Genomic DNA, 20141 nt, shown 5'->3' with positions numbered 1-20141 from the left:
ACCTAATAATATTTGACGCAATAATGACTATAGAAATACAGTAAGCGTAGACCGATAGGAATAGGGTGATATAAATCACTGAGTCCCTTTCGATATGTTATTTCGTAAACAAATAATTACAGCTAATTCATCACCTAGGCACTTGGGCTTTTCCCACAAACTGTGATGAAAAACCCAGCACTTAGGTGGCAATTTGTTGTTACATCTACTTTTGTTTACTTATCTTATATTCTCTAAGCTTATTCGCGATTGCGGTGTGAGATACACCTAACTTTTTAGCTAACTGACGCGTACTTGGATAGGCTGGATAGAGTCTTCTGAGTAAACTGGCCTCAAATTGCTTCATTGCCTGATCTAAACTTCCCTCAAACTGATGGTCAAAATAACCAAAACCTTCGGCATATGAGGGTAATTTTAACTGTTCAACTGTTAACTCCGCTGAGCCATCCCACATAGACACCGCTCTAAAAATCGCATTTTTAAGCTGTCTCACATTACCCGGCCAAGCATAATTGAGCAGATGTTCACGACATTGAGCTGAGATCCGACGGATCGGGATAGACAGCTGCTGGCTATAATGTTCAAGAAACATCTCGGTAAGCGGGATCACATCCATTTTGCGTTCACGCAACGATGGAAGGTGAAAACTGAGTACATGTATGCGGTAATAGAGATCTTCTCTGAAATCTCCCGTCTGGCATAATTCAGCCAAATTTTTCTGGGTAGAGCAGATAATCCGAACATCAGCCCTGACTTCCTGATCTTCTCCCAAACGCCTAAACGTACCATCTTGCAGAAGACGTAATAACTTCACCTGCGCTGTTTTAGACATTTCGGCGATCTCATCAAGAAATACGGTTCCGCCTTTGCCCTCTTCGAAGAATCCTCTTTTAATTATCTCGCCATTGCGGACATAACCAAATAGCTCCTCTTCCGCTGCACTGTCAGGCAAAGCCGCACAGTTAATCGCGATAAACGGATATTCTCGGCGCATACTCGCATCATGACATGCTCTCGCCATAAGCTCTTTACCAGTACCCGTTTCACCGGTGATCAAAAGTGGTGCATCAAGCTGTGCCATTCGGCGAGCCTGTACAAGCACCTCTTTCATTTTGTCACTGGTGACTAATACATTTTCAAAACCCACGGTTTGATTTTGCAGCGCATTAAACTGTTTACCCACCCTTGCTGGAGATTTTAGTGAAACAACCGCCCCTGCAAGAATTGACTTATCATTTTCATCGGGAAGATAGATAGGCAGCATCTCAGCCAAATATTCATTCTGGCCAATATTCACTCGTGTTGCCTGAGCTAACACTAAGCTCTCGCTTAACCAACGACTAAAGTTAAACCCTTGCACCCAATGATTCAGAGATTCATCTAAAATCTCATGTTCATTCATCCCTATGGTCATTGTTGCCGACTCATTCACAATCCGCACTCTGCCCTTAACATCGATTGAAAAGACCGAGTCAGGTAAGGTTTTTAACAGGGTTTTTAAGGCGTAATGCTCCTGCTCTGACGGCATAAAAGAAACGGTACGAACATCATGTACTCCTTCAACTTTTCGTATCAGAGGCAACAACTCACTGAGCGTATCGAAATTCACTTCAGCAAATTGTAAGTAGAGAAACCCTTGGTTACTGGCATCAATAGCAAGTAGATTAATCCCGTAACCTTCTAAAATCATCAAAATATCTTTAGCTAGACCCACTCGGTCCAAACAACATACTTCCAGCCGCATACTGGTATTTTTCCCTTTATCAAACACATTAATTTCGTGGGAGATACTGGGTTATTGATGATATTTAATGGCAATAGAACGATTGCAAAAGATAATCATATAACCTCAGACGCCTATACGTTAAAAGGTTATGATTAGTGTGGCAAGTCTTGTTTACAGCACAAAGTGTAACAAAGGAATAAAACAGCAGAAAAACATATGTTAACCTGCTGATATTTAATAACTTAAAGTTTAATCCAATAACTGGTCAGTCTTCGATGCCATAATGAAATCATTACGGTGAAGTCCCTTAACAGAGTGTGACCACCAAGTCACAGTGACCTTGCCCCATTCAGTTAGAATCCCTGGATGATGAAACTCCTCTTCAGCCAGCTCAGCAAGCTTATTGGTAAATACCATGGCCAACTTAAAATTCTTAAATTTATACACACGCTCTAGCTGCATGATGCCGTCACGTACTTCGACTCCCCAATCCGGAATTAACCGTATTAATTCTGCCAACTCGCTATCGGTTACTTTTGGGGCGTCAGCCTGACAGGCTTCACACTTCATATCGGCTAATTTAGTCATCTCTCATTCCTTCAATTTATTTTTTATTCGTTTTAGTTTTAGTGTTTAACTGGCTTTAGATTTTGGTTCAAAAAGTGGTTCAAAGAGTCCCAACTTTTTAGCTTCATCCACAGCCCCCATAATATCCATTTTAACTATCTCATCGAGATACTCTATATTATCAATAGCATAATAAACGGGTTGCATAATATCGATACGATAAGGTGTTCTTAATACATCTACTAAATTAAATGGTTTAATCAGAGGTGTATCCCCCATGGCATAAAGTGTTTCACCAGGAGAACTTAAAATCCCACCACCGTAGATCTCTAATGAATTGTCTTTATTGCGGATCAAACCAAACTCCACAGTAAACCAATATAATCTCGCTAGAAAAACACGATCTTGCTTGCTTGCTGCTAGGCCTAACTGGCCATACATGTGTGAGAAATGAGCGAATGATGGATTGGTTAGCAATGGGCAATGCCCAAACACTTCATGAAAAATATCCGGTTCACGCAAGTAATCAAATTCATCTTCACTGCGAATAAATGTGGCTACAGGAAATTCCTTGTTTGCCAATAACGCAAAAAACTTCTCAAACGAAATAAGCGCAGGCACCGCCGCTGTTACCCAACCCGTGGTATCGAATAATACCTTATCAATATCCGTTAACTGCGGGATTTTATCATTGGAAAGATTTAGTTTTTCTAATCCCCGTTGATATTCAGAACAAGCAAATTGGGTTAAGTTGCCCTGCTGCCTATTGTAAAGTGCTTGCCAAACAGCATGCTCCTCTTGAGGAAAAAATAACTGACCATTTGCATCGGGCAAACGGGCTACATACTCAGTGTGTTTACTCATTTTTCTCAATATACGTTATGGATCCCATCTTCATAGTTGACCAAAGCGCATTTTTTGTTAACCACTTCACACTTTTTATATCGTTCGATTAAACCATCTAAACGTAATCATAAAGTTACGCCTGACACTACAAACTAGCAATGCATTGAAAAATATAACTTTAACCCGTAACCATTTATTGCCAAGAATATTTACTTTCTATCACTCATTCGTAAGCTCACTATTAATATGGCTTTTCTGTGTAAGTTTATTAAAATAGAAGGATTAAGTGATAAGTACATGAAAGGACAAGAATGAAACAACATAAAATAACTAAGGCTGTTATTCCCGTTGCGGGACTAGGAACAAGGATGCTTCCAGCAACGAAAGCGATTCCAAAAGAGATGCTACCTGTCGTTGATAAACCGCTTATTCAATATGTTGTCAATGAAGCCATTAATGCAGGCATCAATGAAATTGTACTTGTAACTCACGCCAGTAAAAACCCAATCGAAAATCACTTTGACACCAGTTTTGAACTTGAAGCCCAGCTTGAACGACGTGTAAAACGTCAGCTACTGTCTGAAATTCAGTCTATCTGTCCTAAAGGTGTCACCGTGATAAGCGTGCGCCAATCACAAGCTAAAGGTTTAGGGCATGCTATTTTATGTGCTAAATCTGTTATCGGGGACGCCCCTTTTGCTGTCCTTCTACCCGATGTACTTGTTGATGAAGCCAGTTGCAATCTGCGCAAGGATAACCTTGCTGAGATGGTCAGACTGTTTGATCAAACAGAGACAGGTCAAATCATGGTTGAAGCAGTGCCTCATGATCAAGTGGATCAATACGGCATTGCAGATGTAAATGGTCATGACTTTCAACCCGGAGAATCGATTCCATTAGCGCAACTTGTTGAGAAACCGAGTAAAGAAAAAGCTCCATCAAATCTAGCTGTTGTAGGCCGTTACATTTTACCAGCAGAAATTTGGCCATTATTGGCAAAGACACCTGCTGGTGCTGGTAATGAAATTCAGTTAACCGATGCCATTGCCATGTTGATGGAAAATCAAACGGTAAACGCCTACTACATGAAGGGTAAAAGCCACGATTGTGGAAATAAACAAGGCTATATGCAAGCTAATGTAGAGCATGCACTTCGTCATAAAGAGATCGGTAATGATTTCAAGCAGTACCTTAAGCAATTAGTTAGCGAATTCGAAAAGGAAAAATGAACATGACGATTTTAGTCACAGGTGGCGCCGGCTATATTGGTTCTCATACCGTAGTAGAACTATTAAATGCCGATCAGGATGTCGTTATCATCGATAACCTAGTGAATTCAAGCATTGAAGCTCTGCACCAAGTCGAAGCTATCACTGGGAAATCAGTCACCTTTTACCAAGGTGATATACTGAATAAAGCCTTTCTCCAGAAAGTATTCAGCGATCATAAAATCCAATCAGTGATTCATTTTGCCGGTTTGAAAGCGGTAGGCGAATCCGTGGCACAACCGCTTCGCTACTATGAAACAAATGTCTCAGGTACTTTAGTGTTATGTGAAGTGATGGCTGAGTATAACGTCAAAAACTTAGTGTTTAGCTCATCGGCAACGGTTTACGGAGACCCAGCAAGCTTACCCATCACTGAAGATTTCCCGACGGGAGCGACTAACCCTTATGGCCAGTCAAAATTGATGGTCGAGAACATTCTTGAAGACCTTTATCACTCAGATCCGAGCTGGAATATCGCAAGGCTACGCTACTTTAACCCTGTAGGCGCTCACGCTAGCGGCTCCATAGGTGAAGATCCTAATGATATCCCAAATAATTTGATGCCTTTTATTGCACAAGTTGCCGTTGGAAAAAGAGAAAAACTGAGTGTGTTCGGTGATGATTACAATACCCATGACGGCACTGGTGTACGTGACTATATTCACGTGGTCGATCTTGCTATTGGTCACTTGAAAGCCTTAGATAAACTCAATACTCAATCTGGCCTAGTGACCTATAACTTAGGCACTGGTGTGGGTTATAGTGTTATTGACATGGTTAATGCATTTGAAAAAGCCTGTGGTAGCAAGATTAGCTATCAAATTGTCGCTCGACGTCCTGGTGACATTGCCGCTTGTTACGCCGATCCCCTAAAGGCACAAACTGAATTAGGTTGGCAAGCAACTCATACCCTTGAGGATATGGCCAATAGTAGCTGGAACTGGCAATCGACTAATCCAAATGGCTACACAAGCTAAATAACGATACATCATTCAACGTCGCTTATTGCTTCTGTATAAGCGACCTCCTCTCCGCCCAGAACAGTCTTCATCAAGGTGACTTCTCATCTTGTCTTCAGAGGCGATTCTATCAACATCATTAAGTCGCTTGGGGATCACACCTAATTGAAAGAGATAAATACATGAGTAATATAAACCAAAGTCGTCGACGCCTGTTTAATCGCCGTAAAACTAATGCCATACGCCCGCCTTGGAGCCGTGATGATATTGAGTTTACCGATGTCTGTAGCCGGTGTGATAAATGCATCCAAGCATGTGAAACCAACATCATAATTATAGGTGACGGTGGCTTTCCTGAAATCGACTTTAAAGATGATGAATGTACCTTTTGTAAAAAATGTGCAGAGGTCTGCCCCGAAGCTATTTTTAATGACACAGCGCAAGCTGCTTGGCAAATCACCGCAACGGTTAATGATAGCTGCCTTGCTAACCAAGGGATCTGGTGCCAAAGCTGCAAAGATGCTTGCGATCCTAGAGCCATCTCTTTCAAACCTGCCATAGGTCAAGCCCCTCATCCAAATATCGACCTTGACGCATGCACAGGTTGCGGAGCATGTGTGGCCCCCTGCCCTAATAACGCTATCGTTATCACCTCTTCGACTACAGCTTTATAAAGCCAAAAAAATGACGATGCAGCGCCAAATATTAATGGTTTCGCCAATGTTAATTTAAGGTTAATATCCCTGTATCTAGAAGCCAATTTAAGACGCTTATGTTTGCTAAAAAGAGATCGAACACCGGACTAACTTTCATCGCCCAAGGAACTAAACTATCAGGAGAAAGCCACTTTGCAGGAGAGGCACTTATTGGTGGTGAGGTTCATGGAAAAATCAGTTCGGCTGGTAAAATAACCATTGAGGTCGACGGATATATTGATGGAGAGCTAAGTTGCTCTGAACTGAAAGTCTCAGGCAACTTCAAAGGAAAACTCAAATGCGACAAACTAAACATCACCAGCACGGGTACTGTTGAAGGTGAAATAGCCTGCGAATCAATGGAGATTTTTGAAGGTGGGCAGTTTATTGGTATGCGAGTTAGAGAAGAGATAGCCTTACTCAACAGCCAAGAGCAAAAAGTCAGTCTTAATGGCGACATCGAAGGCGAATTACAAGCCAACTAAAATCGACTTTTACTCTCACCTGTTAAACATGGATGTTTATTATCAAGTTTCCTCTCGTACCTTTTGTAAGTAATCTCGTAACAAGCTCAAAAACGCTCTCGGTTCTCTATCCAAACAATCTATCGGAATATATAAGTGGTAGCCCAAGTTTCTATTGAGCATCTCACATCGATGGCCAAACATAGCAAGGACTCCTCGATACCTCTCCTCATGAACCACTAATGGCATGAACTCAGAGTTAAGGTAATCTTCCAGCGCTTCTAGGCTTTCATCTAACGTCACAGCGGACATTAACAATGGACGCTGTTCAGTCAGTAGTCCCGTAGCTAGTCGACCAGGGATCATATCCAACACAGGATTAATTTTTTTCAAACGGATCCCAATAAAAGGCAGCTCGATAGTCTCTAATCCATCTCGGCTTTTAGGGCTATCAAAGCGCTGAATATTCTCCCATTCTATAAACAAACTGCCTCTGCGATGGTGGTAACTCAATCCTTCAGGCGACAGAGTGACACTCACTTCAGGCTCCATCTGTTTAGAAATACCAAGCACTGTAGAGATGATGCTTAAGGTAAATATACATAAACCAGGACCTAAAAGGGCTGACGAGCTGAGAAACAATACCAAACTTAAAATGATACCGGCAAAACCTAAGCAAGTTAACGTAATGGCATTTCGTTTAACGCCCGAACGCACTTCTATGACTTCAATGTTCAAAAAATTAATCCTAAATATGATTGTTAGCGATTTTCTCTCGCAAGAGATGGATCATGACCAATGACAACATCGTCGTTTTGGTGCTTAAGGCTAAACCAAAGACGACCAACATACTCATGAATAGCACGTTGTGACGACCATAAGTTATGCGCATCTAGCTGCCACCAATAACCATTTCGAGTAATGAAATCAGTGGGGGCAGGCTCTGGATTTAAGCCCATGTTTTGAAAAATAGCCATAGAACGCGGCATATGTGAAGCTGAGGTCACCAACCTAAAAGGATAATTGCCGACTTCCCACTTGAGAAATTCGGCTTCCTCAATGGTGTCCCTTGCCAGTGGGAATGTGATGATACGGTCTTTAGAAACACCTAATTCAGCTGCCGCTTCAGCCATCACTTCGGCATGAGAACGTGCGCCCTCTACCCCACTCCAACCACTTACCACTAATTTACAATCACTACCTAGATGAAATTGACGGATCCCTTCACTTAATCGTGTCAGCGCGGTTGAGGATAATTTTTGTATTGCCGTACCTGGCACTGAATCATCGTGACCACTGCCCAACACCATGACTAAACAGCCCTTAGGAATGGCACCACTGTTGACGCTATATTGACTTTCCAGTGGCGAGCTCAGTAAATTACTGCCAGGCGTGCTACTCAAGAAAACCAGTAAAACAATAACAACGGATAATATACTGCGGACTAATTTTCGATTGCGAAGGATCACCAAAGCAAATAATAGAATAAGCACAATCAAGGGCACAGGCATAAACAACTGAGAGAGTATTTTCTTTAACCAAAACATCGAGTCCAACATCCATTTAAGAGTCCGGCCGCTATTCTAGCAACTTCCCTCTCTAGCTCAAAGTCCTTGTTTCCTCTCTACGCTACCACAACCAAGCGGCACCTCTCACACCAGAAGAGCCTCCGTACATGTTTTGCAGCACTGGGGTACGGCACTCACCACCCAGTACATATTTAGGTAAAACATCAGGTAACAAAGGATAAATGGCTGCAATGTTAGACACGCCGCCACCCAAAACAATCACATCAGGATCAAGAACATTGATGACGTGCGCCAATGAGCGCGCTAATCTATCGATGTACCGTCCAAATGCAGCCTTAGCTATCTCATCTCCAGTTTCAACTAATGCTGCGATTTCGATCCCACTGCCAGCTTCACCACCCACTTCTCTATAGTCTCTGACAAATCCAGTACCTGAAACAAACGTCTCAATGCAATCTCTGTTACCGCAAAAACAAGACGTGGTATTGTATTCGTCACTTCTCATCCAAGGTAAAGGGTTATGTCCCCATTCACCACCGATCCCATTGCCACCACTGTGAACCTTGCCATTAATCGCCACTCCCGCCCCACAGCCAGTACCTATAATCACGCCAAACACCACACTTTTACCCGCTGCAGCACCATCAATGGCCTCAGAAACAGCAAAGCAATTAGCATCATTCGCGACTCTCACTTCACGCCCTAAGCGTTCACCTAGATCCATATCTAACGGGTGACCATTAATCCACGTTGAATTGGCATTCTTAACCAAACCAGAATAGGGAGATATGACCCCAGGGATCCCAATTCCTACGCTTCCAGTTTCACTCAGCGTAACCTCAACTTCATTCACAAGCATCTCTATCGCATCTAATGTTGCTTGATATTCTTTTGGAGTAGGAATACGGTTACGATAGAGTTCTTTGCCTTCATCATTTAAGGCAACTATTTCAATTTTGGTTCCACCAAGATCGACACCCATTCGCAACATATCTTCTACTCCATAGCCATTATATTTTAAAGCCAACGAATATAAGAATTATCAGCCTAAGTAGCGAGGATTTATCACCTTCTCACTTATACTCATTTGCCATAATAAATATCATCTATTTGAATACACATTACTTTGTAGCAAAAGAAATTAAGCCAAAACTTACCAACAACACACATTTCAAACCCAAATAAACACTCAAAGTAAAACACAACAGCAACACGAATGTAACTTAAGTGGTTATTTGTTACGTCAAATAATTCGTATCTTTTCCAATGATTCCATTTGATCTAGAATGCCCACAATATCAAAAGGGAACACTATGAAAATCCGATTATTATCAGCATTATTACTATTAAGCTCTAGTTCACTACAGGCTGCTTGGTGGGTTGAACCCAACGATCTGGCATTACGAGCAGACATTCAATTGCTTTCAGATACTGGAGTGATACTGCAACCAATCACCACTTACCCACTAATGTGGGATGGCCTTAAGCAAGACATGGACAAAGCTGATCAATCCAAGATGAGCTCAAACCAGATATCAGCCTTTGAACGTGTTAGTGCTGCATACAACAAAGATCACCGTAGTTTTAATACTAAAATTGAACTGGCTGCAGCATCAGATCCCACACGCTTTATTGGTTTTGGCCAAGATTATCGCGACAAAGCACAAACTAGCGTTGACGCGGAAGTGACCCAAGATTGGTACAGTGGACGTCTTTCAGCAAGCTATCACTATGATCCAATAGATGGAAACAGCACGCGTTTGGATAACAGTTTTGCAGCTGTAATGCTTGGCAACTGGATAGTTAGTGCTGGGGCTCAACAAAAATACTGGGGACCAGGGTGGGATACTGGACTGATTCAGACCACCAACGCTAGACCTATGCCAGGGATCACTTTTAGCCGTAATAACAGCCAAGCTTTCGAAACTCCTTGGTTAAATTGGGTTGGTCCATGGACCTTTACCACCAGTTTTAGCAAGATGGAAAGTGACCGTTATGTGCCAGAGACTAAACACTGGGGTGCTCGCGGTACACTTCGACCAATCTCTCAATTGGAAGTTGGCTTTTCATGGACTATGCAATGGGGCGGCGACGGTTACGGTAACAGTTTAGGTGATTGGTGGGACGGCTTGTTTAACGGTGGCATGAGTGAAGGCGAAATAGAAAATGGCCAAGAGAATATGCTTGCGGGCTACGATTTCCGTTGGTCAGATACCGCCTTTGGGATCCCATACGGCATTTACTACGAGCGTATTCACGAAGATTATCACAATGGTAAAAATAGACTCATTAACGCCTCAAACATGGGTGGGGTCGATTTCGTCTTAGCTGATATCAATACTCGTGTTTTTATCGAGTATGCAGATACCAGAGCAGCATGTGGTATCGAGTCTGATGTTTATAACTGCATGTATGAGCATGGCTTCTACCAGAGCGGTTATCGCTACTATGGCAAAAGTTTAGGTAGCACCTATGATAATGATTCAGCAACCTTAGTTATTGGCGGGATAACGCAGCTCGGTGGCGGACAAAACATCACCAATAAGCTACGTTGGTTGAGACTGAACACAGATGGAACCGATACCGGCAGTCCTGAAGGTGGTAACCCTGTATCACCAAATGAATACGAGCGTGTTTATCAGTTAGATACCAGTTATCATCGTCCATTTTATGAAGGCACGTTGAAAGTCGGTGGCACCTTAGGTTACAGCCAGTATGTCAACAATGGTGGCAACGATTGGGATACTACTGTCTACGCTGGCTGGGAAAGAAGTTTCTAGTTAACACAATGAAGCTCTAGATGAAAAACCTAGAGCTTCATTCTAGTTCAGCAAAGTCAGCTAACGTCTTATGTCCCCTTTCAGTTAAGAATGATAATAAGGCTTTCGGGCTTCTATTCAATAATCTGTCATGGGGAAATTCAGCTTTATTAATGATATCGATGGCTTGTCCAAACTCTCCCAATGAATATGACACATGAGAGTCAGAGCCCATAACCAATAAACCACCAGCATCACGGACAGCTTTAGCAATGGCCAAACAGTTCCCTTCACTGCCTTTACGCGAAGTCAAAAACGAAGAGTTATTTATTTCCAATGCAACATTATATTTTGCTGCAGCTTGGGCAACCATATAAATATCTATCGGATAGGCAGGATTCCCTGGATGAGTAATAATATCGACACAACCACTTTCAATCGTCGCAATCATGGCTTGGGTGTGAGTTTGACAGTCTGAAGGCGGAAACACAGGTTCATGAAATCCTGCCAGCACAATATCTAATTCTTTAAGGTAATCGCCAAAAAAGTCTATCTCACCAGCAACATTTTTAATGTTTGCCTCAATGCCTCTTAACATTCCCACACCATCGATAATTCTAGGTAATACTCTCATGTTGACGAAGTGCCAAAAATGAGGTGCATCGGCCATATCTGGACCATGATCTGTTATCGCAAATAGTTTAAGCCCTTTCTCTTTGGCCACGGCAATGTAATCGTGAATAGTACTATAGGCATGAGTTGAAGCGATGGTATGGGCATGTGTGTCGACGAGGTACTGCATTTAGACTCTCTTAATAGAGGTAAACATTAAGCAGAGCTAACCTCCAGAAATAACATTCTGCAGCTCTTCCCAATGTTGACGCTTTCGGTAGATAGTTGACGCGCTAATGTCCAATAATGCCGCAGCCTTAGGAACATTGCCATCACATTGTTTAATTGCAGCTTCTATTGTTTGCTTCTCAGATAACCAAAGGGGAACAATCTCTTTTTTTTCAATAGTTTTATTTACTGGAACGTCCAATTCAAAATGCTTAAAATCATCACTTTCACGCTTTGAGGACGACAACTGAGCTCCATTAGTTAAACAAAGCCCGACCTCTGGAACGAGTTGCTCACCTATTAAGGGTTGCACTAAACTCGTGCGGCTTAAACTCGACGTCAGCTGTGCCGGTAACATTGACACTTCAACAACATCAGATGAATTCAACACAACAACTTGCCTAATCACATTCTGTAATTGCCTTACGTTACCAGGCCAATCATAGGCTTGAAGCATTTTCTTCGCATCTCGACTTAATGTTTTAAACTGCTTTCCCTCTTCTTGGTTATATTCAGTAAGCAACTTTTTCGCCAACAACAGAATATCTTTACCCCGATTTCTTAACGGCGGTAACTCGATAGGGATAACATGAAGGCGATAGAAGAGATCCTCACGAAAACGTCCCTTTTGAACCTCTTTCCAAGGGGAGCGGTTGGTTGCACTAACAAAACGTACATCAACTTTCTCTTCTTTAGTTCCTCCCACTCTTTGAAAAACGCCTGTCTGTATAAAGCGCAGTAACTTACTTTGCAGCTCCAAATCCATTTCACAAATTTCATCGAGAAAAAGTGTGCCTTTATGTGCACGAGTCGCAGCTCCATCTCGATTGGCAACCGCACCAGTGAATGCACCTTTGGTGTGACCAAATATCTCACTTTCAATCAAATCTTTAGGGATAGAAGCACAATTAAGAGCGACAAAAGCCTCCTCTCGGCGATTACCTGCATGATGAATAGCATGTGCACACACCTCTTTACCTGTACCACTTTCACCCACGATAAAAACAGATGCCTTGCTGTTAGCAACACAATCTATGGTTTTATAAACCGCTTGCATCGACAAAGATTCACCAATAAAGCCCATGTAATTAGCTTTGGGCAAGCTTTGTTCGTATTTAGCCACCAATGTCGCTAGTTGGCGTTGTTTAAGTGAGTTTCGTATCGTAATAGAGAGACGCTTCGCATCAAAAGGTTTGATTAAGAAATCGAAAGCACCAGATTTCATTGACTCTACGGCCAGATCAATAGTGCCATGAGCCGTGATCATGATGACGGTAATGTTGGCATAGTTGGATTGCACTTTCTGTAAAATATCCATCCCCGACATATCAGGCAGTTTAATGTCTAGCACTAGGAGATCTGGTTGCCACTGAGCTAATTCAGTTAGCGCATCCTCACCGTGGTTTACGTGAGTGACCTTTGCTCCTTCGGCGCGTAAATATTCCGTATAGAGCGCCCCTAGTGACATACTGTCCTCCACCAGCAAAACGGTAAATGAATGACTTATATCCATATCTTTCATTACCTCACTTTCAATGCTTATTTCGATACTAAGGTGTTAATTACACCTTAAACCTGCTTTTAAATGCCTTTAACGTTTGTTCTCCAACTTGCTGCAGTGCAGAAAAATGTGATTCAATACTCTTCTCATCCTGCTCTTTCGCACTTTGCTCTAGACTTTTAGCCATTTCGTAGAGAGCTTGGGCACCAAAACTACCCGAGCTACTTTTTAATGTATGAGCTTGATTATCTATTTCAGTGTAATCAAGGTTTTCCATTAACGTGTTTAATATGTCTAGACGCTCGCGAGTTTCTTCTAGATACACTGAATACATGCCCTCAACAGACTCTTGCCCCAGTACATCGAAAAGCTCAGCTATAACTCTTTCATCAAACAAGTTATCTATCTGCTCTAGCGATTCAGATTGATCTTCTATTTCAGGCGAAATATTGCACCTACTTGTCATATCATCTGTAAAGCTTATGTCCTCATTAGCCTGTTCACAACTTTTGAACTCATTTACTCTCTCTTTATTTTTATTGAGATTAACCACATGCGCTTTATCGGTTAAAACGGGTAACCATTGATTAATGGCTTTGGTTAAATTAGCTCTACTCACAGGCTTTGGGACAAAGTCCTTCATGCCTACCGATAAACAACTGTCCACATCCTCTTGTTGGACATTCGCTGTCATGGCCAAAATAATCGTATTAGGCTCATTCAATAAAATCATTTTGCTCGCTTCAACCCCGTCCATTTCAGGCATTCTCATGTCCATCAGGATAAGGCCATATTCTTTTTTAGCCGCCATATCAACAGCCTCAATACCGTTATTGGCAAATTCCACTTCAAACCCCGATTTTTTCAACATCGCACCAGCAACTAACTGATTAGAGAGACTGTCTTCTGCCAGCAGTAGTAATTTATTTTTAACTCCGTGATCAGGTAACGAAATGTCATCCGTGCTCTCTTCAACTTTCTGAATTTTAGCCTTGCTCAATAACCCAAGTAACATCTCCCTGCTTAAAGGCTTATTAATCACTTGTTTTAACCCTATATCTGCCAGTTCCCCTGACATATCAGAGCGTAGTCCAGATACTAAAAGTGCGACCATGCCATCTTCAAATAAAAAATCATCCTTCAACAAACGTGTCTGGTTAAGGTTTAGATCAGGCAAGCTTGTTTCATCGATTAATATTAAATTAAAACGTCCCATGGCTTTGTCACTACCGATGAGCTCTGAAATGTTCACCACATTCTCACTAAACACGCCGTATTGACTATATTGTTTTCTGACTAACTCTACGAAAGTTGTATCAGGATGGACTAACAGTACTCGCGTGTGCGGAGGAAGATGATAGGAGTTGCTCACCTTTTGTTCTTCCAACTTCAGGCGTACATCAAACCTAAAGCAGCTACCGTGCCCTAATCGACTACTTAACTCTATATTTCCTCCCATCATAGCGATAAGTTCAGAGCAAATAGCTAAACCAAGACCTGTTCCTTTATAGTTAGTATTGTGTTGGTCATGAACCTGACTGAATTCCTGAAATAGCTTCTTCTGAGCAGCAAGGCTCACGCCTATTCCCTCATCTTTAACGGCACAATACAGTTGCACCTCTTGATGGTGACTATTAGGGATCCACATCTCTACTGAAATACAACCTGAGTCGGAGAACTTAATCGCATTGTCGATTAGATTATGCAGCACTTGACGTAGTCGTTGCGCATCGCCTTTAACCATTTCTGGCACATTTCGGTTAATAAAAGTGGCGAGGTTTACTCCCTTCTTCATCGCTTTAGGCGCCAAAATCTGCATCACTTGTGATACTAGCTTTTCAGGGGAAAAGCTGGCTGATTCAAGTGTCATCTGCCCAGCTTCAATCTTAGAAAAATCTAAAATGTCATTGATGGTACTCAGTAGTGCTGTGCCCGCTTCATGTGCGGTGCGGGCATAAATTCTTTGCTCCTCATTTAATTCAGAATCCAAGATAAGCTCAACACTACCTAACACTGCATTCAATGGAGAACGAATCTCATGGCTCATCGTTGCTAAAAATCTGGACTTAGCTTTACTGCCCGACTCCGCTTGCTCTTTTGCTTGTTTGAGTTGGGATTCATACTCCATACGTGTTGAAATATCATGGATAAATGCAGTTAAAAAAATCTCATCACCAAGTTGGACCGGGATCATCCTCATTTCAATGGGCAGCAAACCGCCATCGCTTTTTACCGACATTAACTCAATGCTTTTTTTGATTGCGGGCCCTGAACCTGTACGACGAAACTCCTCTAACCCTTGTTTAAAGCAACGCTTATCTATGCCGTCAAAAAGGAGGTCCTCTAACCGTTTCCCCAATACAGTATTGCTGTCATGTTTAAATAGCTGACACGCTGATTGATTAAACTCTTGAATCTTTCCAGTAATATCAATAGTGATTAACGCATCTTGACTCGCTTCAAGGGTCGCTAATAAAATGGACTCAGTTCTTTGTGCAGCAATCTCTTTACGTTTTATATCACTAAGATCCTTAACTAGACCCAACAACATAATTTCATTTTCAATGGTCATTTTCGACACAGATAACTCAATGGGGAACAAGCTACCGTCCTTATGTTGCGCCATCAGTTCCCGTCCATTGCGGTCAAGCGCTTCCCGCTCTCCTTCGATGAAGCGTTTAAGAAAAACATCATGTATATGTCGTTCATAACTTGGCATGAATATAGACACATTCTGACCAATAATATCTTGACTGTTATAACCAAAAAGTCGACAAGCTGCGGGGTTAACTTGGGTGATAACCCCATCGACATCAATAATAATATAACCATCAATAGCCGCAGAAAGAATGGCATTTAAACGAGTATTCGCCCCCTCCAACTCCTTCGCATTTCTTTCAACCTTTTCTATCATCCGATTAAATGCGCGAGTTGTTTGCCCAATTTCGTCAGTTGACGTAACTGGGATCTGTATTCCTGTCTCTCCTTGCAAAATGCGATTTGATGCAAGCTCTAACTCACTTAGGTTTCTTGTTAAGTAATGACCTAAAAGCCAAGAGAAAAGTGCCACTAGCACCATTTCTAATCCTGCAATTGAAAAGAAACGAGTCGTTGCACTTGCTAAAAACTCATCAAACTCATGTACCGATATCCCAAGCTCGATATAACCTAAGTGATATCCAGACTCTAGAATATCCGCCTGAACATCTAAAATACCGTCATCAAGAGTCGAGATATCACCAGCCAATAACTCGGCATCGACTTTCCCTCCCTCGCCCAGCTCAACTAATAATGAATTTTCATCGTAAATATTCACATACAAAACTTGCGTATGCGCGAGTAACTCATTAGCGAGCACTCGAAGCGTTGATACATCAGTGCTAATAACGGCATCTTTAGTCGCTGCAGCAAAAAGTGTCACAATTGCATTTGCACGCTTTGATATTTCAGCTTCGTTGGAACTTTTCAGATAATCGACACTGGTGTACACCAAAAGCAGCAGCAACACTCCCTCAATGAAAGCTATTCCTAGTACCGTTTTTAGCCTAAAAGACACTAATGCTCTCCAATTGATGTGGAATCAGCCTGTTTTGGCTCTAAATTCGTCGCAGGTTTAGATAACTCCGCTAAACCTAATGCTCTAACATCATCCCAATCACTATTTTTTGCAGATTCAAAACGACTAAACTTCAATTTATTCAATACCTCACGCCCCTCAGGCAAAGATCCTAACTCAATAAACCGCAGCCTTAATTCATCAACAATGTCAGCAGGGACTCTTGGGTGAACCGCAACAGCATGTGGCGTATAGCCAGGGGTCTCCCACAGCACTCGTAACTGTTCTGATGTCGATTTGTCCATGGTATTAAAGGTGCGCTTTACTCCCCCCCCTGCATCAACTAGGTTTTGAGCCACCGCAAGATAGACTGAGTCATGAGAACCCACATACTTAATTTTCGCTTCTATACCTTCAATGTTTAAGTTTGCTCTAGGCAATACGCTGGCAGCAAATGCGGCAGGGGCAGGAAACGCTATTTGCTTGTTATTTAGATCTTGGAACGATTGAATAGGTGAGTCTTTCTTCACCACGATGATGCCTTTTATCTGTTTTCCTGCTTGCTTCACCAAAGCTTGATAACCGACCAAATCATGGAAAGACGTATAATGATATGGGTTCATATACGCAATATCGTACTCGCCTATAGCAAGCCTGCTCTCAAAAGTAGGGATATCTCGGGCAGTAGCAAAACGCAATTGGAAATTTGCATTTTGGGAGAACACCTCAAAAACTGGTGACCATAAACGAGCCAACGTGCTTGCGGCCTGTTGAGGTACTATCCCAAAAACCAGTACAACAGGTTTATCAAAATCAACTTTTTCTTCATTATTTTCATTCCCTTGTGCTGAAACTAACCAGCTAGTACTGATTAAAAATACAGGAAGGACAATCGTATTCAACAAATTTAATCTCTTCACTTTGCATCCCCTTAGTGATGATGATTTCCCTTTACTTCGCAATGCCTATGCCATTTAGAGTTGAAAACTCAATGTATAATATTCATAACATACATATACTATTGAATAATTTAGTATTTATTATATTTTTTATGACAAATATAAAATGAACAACTCATCAATAAGCTTAGTAACACGACCACCTATTTTCAAGATGTTGACCTTAATTGCATTTTGCAAATAAAACACGATTTGAAAACCAAGCTACAATCAACAAAATATAATTAACACAATAATTCAAGTCACTTAGATAGCATCACTATCCGTGTGGCACGGTACTTGCGTTTTAGTGTTGACGATTATTCTTTCAGGAGATATCTGATGCTTGAGACTTTATTCCAACAACAGACTCAAAACTTAACGATCTTAGTCGTAGAGGATACTCAGAGTGAACGTTTTTTTATTGTTGGATTATTAACAAGTATGGGGCTCAATGTGATCTGTTGCGACAGTGCAGAACAAGCCATTGAGCAATACCCTAAACAAGCAATAGATATCGTAATCAGTGACTGGAGAATGCCGGGATTAACAGGCCCAGAGCTTTGCCTGCACCTTAAAAATTTAACATCCCCTCCTTATATCATACTGTTAACAGCAAACAACTTAGCTGAGCATATCGTCACAGGAATAGAGTCTGGAGCCGATGACTTTATCGCAAAACCTTTTATTCCCAGTGTGCTTAAAGTCAGAATCTTAGCTGCAGCAAGAATAGTCAACCTTCAGTCCAGACTGTCCGATAAAAACCTTAAACTCAATGATGCTCTCAACAAGGAGCACGCTTATCTTGAGCAGGTTAAAGATGACCTAAAGAGTGCTGCACAATTACAAGGTTCACACCTACCCTCTTCGGGCCAACTCGTCAATCGATGGAGTCTTGCAACTCGATTTAAACCAGCACAAGAACTTGCTGGTGATATATTTCAATACATTAATATTGACCAAGAAAACATAGGCTTTTATCTGCTAGATGTCACTGGACACGGCATTGCGGCTTCTATGCAAAGTTTCACTCTAGCCCAACAGCTTAGCTGTAGCAGTTGCCATTGGGAAAGCTTAGATCCAGCATTAATTGTTAATCAACTCAACCGGGATTTTGAAGATCCAGAAAATACTGGCCGATTTGCAACCTTAATTCTGGGCATCGCGAATACCTTAACTGGCGAAGTAAAGCTCACGTTAGCGGGTCATCCTCAACCCATATTGCTTGATAAGCATGGGGCTTCATTGATGACATTAGATGCGGGTTTACCCTTAGGCATAGACAGTCAATATCGATATAAAAACAACGCTTTCAGCCTTAAGTCACATCAACAATTAATGCTCTATTCAGACGGTTTATATGAATGTCGCCATCCTAAATTTGGTGAGTTCAGTCTAGAGAGATTAGTTAACACTTGTGATCAGGCCCACCAGCTTACCCCTGAAGCATTATTGCATCATCTCTGCCATTCAATGGAACTTTGGCAGCAAAAAAAGCCTCAGGATGACATATCTATGATGATCATTTCCGCACCTGAATTAACCATATTATCGTCACTTTCCTCCTCATGTGACGATGCAGATGAACTCAGTTTCAATTCACTTAAAAATGAACTGGTACAAAGTGACCTTGAAGCTGCTGAAGTAGACATATTGGATAATCATGAACTATCTGTAGCCCTTGAAAACAGCATCAGGGTGAGTTATGAGATCACAGCAAATAAAGAAGATGTTGATATAACCCCTCAAAAAACGTTAAACATCAACGATGCCTCTCAGGGGATATATGAATAGTATTAAATTAAATGTCAGACAGTCCATGCTAGACGATAATTTACTTTGTATGAAGATGGATCAATTTCTAGAACAAAATGATGTATTGTCTCAACAGAAATTTAAAGTCATAACCTGTGTTATGGAAGCCTTAGGCAATGTGGTTGAACATACCACTTGCCAGCTCGAAGATATCATCATCATCTTGCATTGTGATAGTAATATGATCACCATAGACCTATCGGACAACTCGCCTTTCCCCCCTTTAAATGAAGAGGCTGCATGCCCTTCTCCCTTATCACTTTCCGGCCGAGGTTTGTGGATCATTCAACAGTGGATGGATCAAGTAAAGTTTCAATCTTCAGCTACGGGCACACACCTGAAATTATCTCTACTAAGGCATGAATAGACAAGTTACAGCCTGAAAAGTCACTACGGACTTTTATAGTTAGTCGTTCACATTTTCTCAATAGGCCCTTCACTTGCTTCTTCTATAAAACTCCAAGCAGTATTCCACTGACTCTGTATTTCTTAATGCTGTCTTTGGTCCGAAACCAGCGCTACAGCTCACTGATTTATCTTCGCATTCTGCCTCGCAACTTTCGCATTCTGAATAATTGATTGAAAGTCGTGAGGAAAAAACTTTTTTATACTTATTTTTCAACAACTTGAAGCATGGCCTAACTTATGCATTTAACTATTAAACAACAAACTAGAAAG

The 20141-nt window shown here is 41.6% G+C and carries 17 protein-coding genes; 7 read left to right on the top strand and 10 right to left on the bottom strand.

The genetic code is table 11. From position 1 onward, the window contains the following. Positions 1-205: 205 nt before the first annotated feature. From tyrR to phhA, 3 genes are all read right to left on the bottom strand, one after another. Positions 206-1744 carry a transcriptional regulator TyrR gene (gene tyrR / locus FN961_RS04490; RefSeq protein WP_143563344.1) on the bottom strand — a complete coding sequence of 513 codons (1539 nt, stop codon included), beginning with the start codon at positions 1742-1744 and terminating at the stop codon, positions 206-208. 231 nt (positions 1745-1975) lie between these two features. Next, positions 1976-2314, bottom strand: coding sequence for a 4a-hydroxytetrahydrobiopterin dehydratase (locus tag FN961_RS04485; RefSeq protein ID WP_143563343.1), 339 nt, complete (start codon positions 2312-2314; stop codon positions 1976-1978). A gap of 45 nt (positions 2315-2359) precedes the next feature. Continuing rightward, positions 2360-3157 carry a phenylalanine 4-monooxygenase gene (phhA, locus tag FN961_RS04480; protein ID WP_143563342.1) on the bottom strand — a complete coding sequence of 266 codons (798 nt, stop codon included), beginning with the start codon at positions 3155-3157 and terminating at the stop codon, positions 2360-2362. A gap of 293 nt (positions 3158-3450) precedes the next feature. Here phhA and galU point away from each other — a divergent pair, with 293 nt between their 5' ends. The 4 genes from galU to FN961_RS04460 all read left to right on the top strand — a co-directional run bounded on the left by galU (position 3451) and on the right by FN961_RS04460 (position 6546). After that, entirely contained in the window at positions 3451-4368 is a 918-nt protein-coding gene (galU, locus tag FN961_RS04475; RefSeq protein WP_143563341.1) for a UTP--glucose-1-phosphate uridylyltransferase GalU, read from the top strand. Between the two features lie 2 nt (positions 4369-4370). Further along, positions 4371-5384 (top strand): UDP-glucose 4-epimerase GalE, encoded by a 1014-nt coding sequence (gene galE, locus FN961_RS04470; protein ID WP_143563340.1) that lies wholly within the window; start codon positions 4371-4373, stop codon positions 5382-5384. A gap of 164 nt (positions 5385-5548) precedes the next feature. Continuing rightward, positions 5549-6040: a ferredoxin-type protein NapF gene (gene napF / locus FN961_RS04465; protein WP_143563339.1), complete on the top strand. Its 492-nt coding sequence runs from the start codon at positions 5549-5551 to the stop codon at positions 6038-6040. 98 nt (positions 6041-6138) lie between these two features. Beyond that, positions 6139-6546 (top strand): bactofilin family protein, encoded by a 408-nt coding sequence (locus tag FN961_RS04460; RefSeq protein ID WP_143563338.1) that lies wholly within the window; start codon positions 6139-6141, stop codon positions 6544-6546. A gap of 42 nt (positions 6547-6588) precedes the next feature. Here FN961_RS04460 and FN961_RS04455 read toward each other — a convergent pair whose 3' ends face one another. The 3 genes from FN961_RS04455 to mak form a co-directional block, all read right to left on the bottom strand. Next, entirely contained in the window at positions 6589-7263 is a 675-nt protein-coding gene (locus FN961_RS04455) for a DUF2982 domain-containing protein (protein ID WP_143563337.1), read from the bottom strand. A gap of 23 nt (positions 7264-7286) precedes the next feature. Beyond that, positions 7287-8072: an ElyC/SanA/YdcF family protein gene (locus tag FN961_RS04450; RefSeq protein WP_143563336.1), complete on the bottom strand. Its 786-nt coding sequence runs from the start codon at positions 8070-8072 to the stop codon at positions 7287-7289. 82 nt (positions 8073-8154) lie between these two features. After that, positions 8155-9045, bottom strand: a complete 891-nt coding sequence (gene mak, locus FN961_RS04445) for a fructokinase (RefSeq protein WP_143563335.1) — start codon at positions 9043-9045, stop codon at positions 8155-8157. Between the two features lie 322 nt (positions 9046-9367). Here mak and FN961_RS04440 point away from each other — a divergent pair, with 322 nt between their 5' ends. After that, positions 9368-10834 (top strand): capsule assembly Wzi family protein, encoded by a 1467-nt coding sequence (locus FN961_RS04440; RefSeq protein ID WP_143563334.1) that lies wholly within the window; start codon positions 9368-9370, stop codon positions 10832-10834. Between the two features lie 37 nt (positions 10835-10871). On the opposite strand, the gene FN961_RS04435 is transcribed toward FN961_RS04440, so the two are convergent. The 4 genes from FN961_RS04435 to FN961_RS04420 are packed head-to-tail and all read right to left on the bottom strand — an operon-like array spanning position 10872 to position 17630. Next, positions 10872-11615 carry a phosphatase gene (locus FN961_RS04435; protein WP_143563333.1) on the bottom strand — a complete coding sequence of 248 codons (744 nt, stop codon included), beginning with the start codon at positions 11613-11615 and terminating at the stop codon, positions 10872-10874. A gap of 36 nt (positions 11616-11651) precedes the next feature. After that, positions 11652-13166, bottom strand: a complete 1515-nt coding sequence (locus FN961_RS04430) for a sigma-54-dependent transcriptional regulator (RefSeq protein ID WP_143563369.1) — start codon at positions 13164-13166, stop codon at positions 11652-11654. A gap of 49 nt (positions 13167-13215) precedes the next feature. Beyond that, the gene (locus tag FN961_RS04425; RefSeq protein WP_143563332.1) at positions 13216-16710 is read right to left on the bottom strand and encodes a PAS domain S-box protein; all 3495 of its coding nucleotides are present in this window, start codon (positions 16708-16710) and stop codon (positions 13216-13218) included. Then, positions 16710-17630, bottom strand: coding sequence for a phosphate/phosphite/phosphonate ABC transporter substrate-binding protein (locus FN961_RS04420; protein ID WP_229814618.1), 921 nt, complete (start codon positions 17628-17630; stop codon positions 16710-16712). Before FN961_RS04420 ends, FN961_RS04425 begins: the two co-directional genes overlap by 1 nt. Before the next feature lie 360 nt (positions 17631-17990). On the opposite strand from FN961_RS04420, the gene FN961_RS04415 reads away from it, so the two are divergent. Both FN961_RS04415 and FN961_RS04410 read left to right on the top strand, forming a co-directional pair. After that, complete coding sequence (locus FN961_RS04415) at positions 17991-19442, top strand: SpoIIE family protein phosphatase (RefSeq protein WP_143563331.1); 1452 nt, start codon at positions 17991-17993, stop codon at positions 19440-19442. Continuing rightward, a complete protein-coding gene (locus tag FN961_RS04410) occupies positions 19435-19830 on the top strand; it encodes an ATP-binding protein (protein ID WP_143563330.1) in 396 nt (131 codons plus the stop codon). Before FN961_RS04415 ends, FN961_RS04410 begins: the two co-directional genes overlap by 8 nt. The last annotated feature ends 311 nt before the right edge of the window (positions 19831-20141 follow it).

Origin of the sequence: Shewanella hanedai (assembly GCF_007197645.1) — a bacterium.
GTDB classification, from domain to species: domain Bacteria; phylum Pseudomonadota; class Gammaproteobacteria; order Enterobacterales; family Shewanellaceae; genus Shewanella; species Shewanella hanedai.
This window is presented reverse-complemented; position numbering and strand designations above follow the sequence as displayed.

Excerpts from the sequence above, each read along its gene's own strand:
- tyrR (WP_143563344.1), bottom strand. The coding sequence starts at position 1,744 with ATGCGGCTGGAAGTATGTTGTTTGGACCGAGTGGGTCTAGCTAAAGAT.
- FN961_RS04485 (WP_143563343.1), bottom strand. The coding sequence starts at position 2,314 with ATGACTAAATTAGCCGATATGAAGTGTGAAGCCTGTCAGGCTGACGCC.
- phhA (WP_143563342.1), bottom strand. The coding sequence starts at position 3,157 with ATGAGTAAACACACTGAGTATGTAGCCCGTTTGCCCGATGCAAATGGT.
- galU (WP_143563341.1), top strand. The coding sequence starts at position 3,451 with ATGAAACAACATAAAATAACTAAGGCTGTTATTCCCGTTGCGGGACTA.
- galE (WP_143563340.1), top strand. The coding sequence starts at position 4,371 with ATGACGATTTTAGTCACAGGTGGCGCCGGCTATATTGGTTCTCATACC.
- napF (WP_143563339.1), top strand. The coding sequence starts at position 5,549 with ATGAGTAATATAAACCAAAGTCGTCGACGCCTGTTTAATCGCCGTAAA.
- FN961_RS04460 (WP_143563338.1), top strand. The coding sequence starts at position 6,139 with ATGTTTGCTAAAAAGAGATCGAACACCGGACTAACTTTCATCGCCCAA.
- FN961_RS04450 (WP_143563336.1), bottom strand. The coding sequence starts at position 8,072 with ATGTTTTGGTTAAAGAAAATACTCTCTCAGTTGTTTATGCCTGTGCCC.
- mak (WP_143563335.1), bottom strand. The coding sequence starts at position 9,045 with ATGTTGCGAATGGGTGTCGATCTTGGTGGAACCAAAATTGAAATAGTT.
- FN961_RS04440 (WP_143563334.1), top strand. The coding sequence starts at position 9,368 with ATGAAAATCCGATTATTATCAGCATTATTACTATTAAGCTCTAGTTCA.
- FN961_RS04435 (WP_143563333.1), bottom strand. The coding sequence starts at position 11,615 with ATGCAGTACCTCGTCGACACACATGCCCATACCATCGCTTCAACTCAT.
- FN961_RS04430 (WP_143563369.1), bottom strand. The coding sequence starts at position 13,166 with ATGGATATAAGTCATTCATTTACCGTTTTGCTGGTGGAGGACAGTATG.
- FN961_RS04415 (WP_143563331.1), top strand. The coding sequence starts at position 17,991 with ATGCTTGAGACTTTATTCCAACAACAGACTCAAAACTTAACGATCTTA.
- FN961_RS04410 (WP_143563330.1), top strand. The coding sequence starts at position 19,435 with ATGAATAGTATTAAATTAAATGTCAGACAGTCCATGCTAGACGATAAT.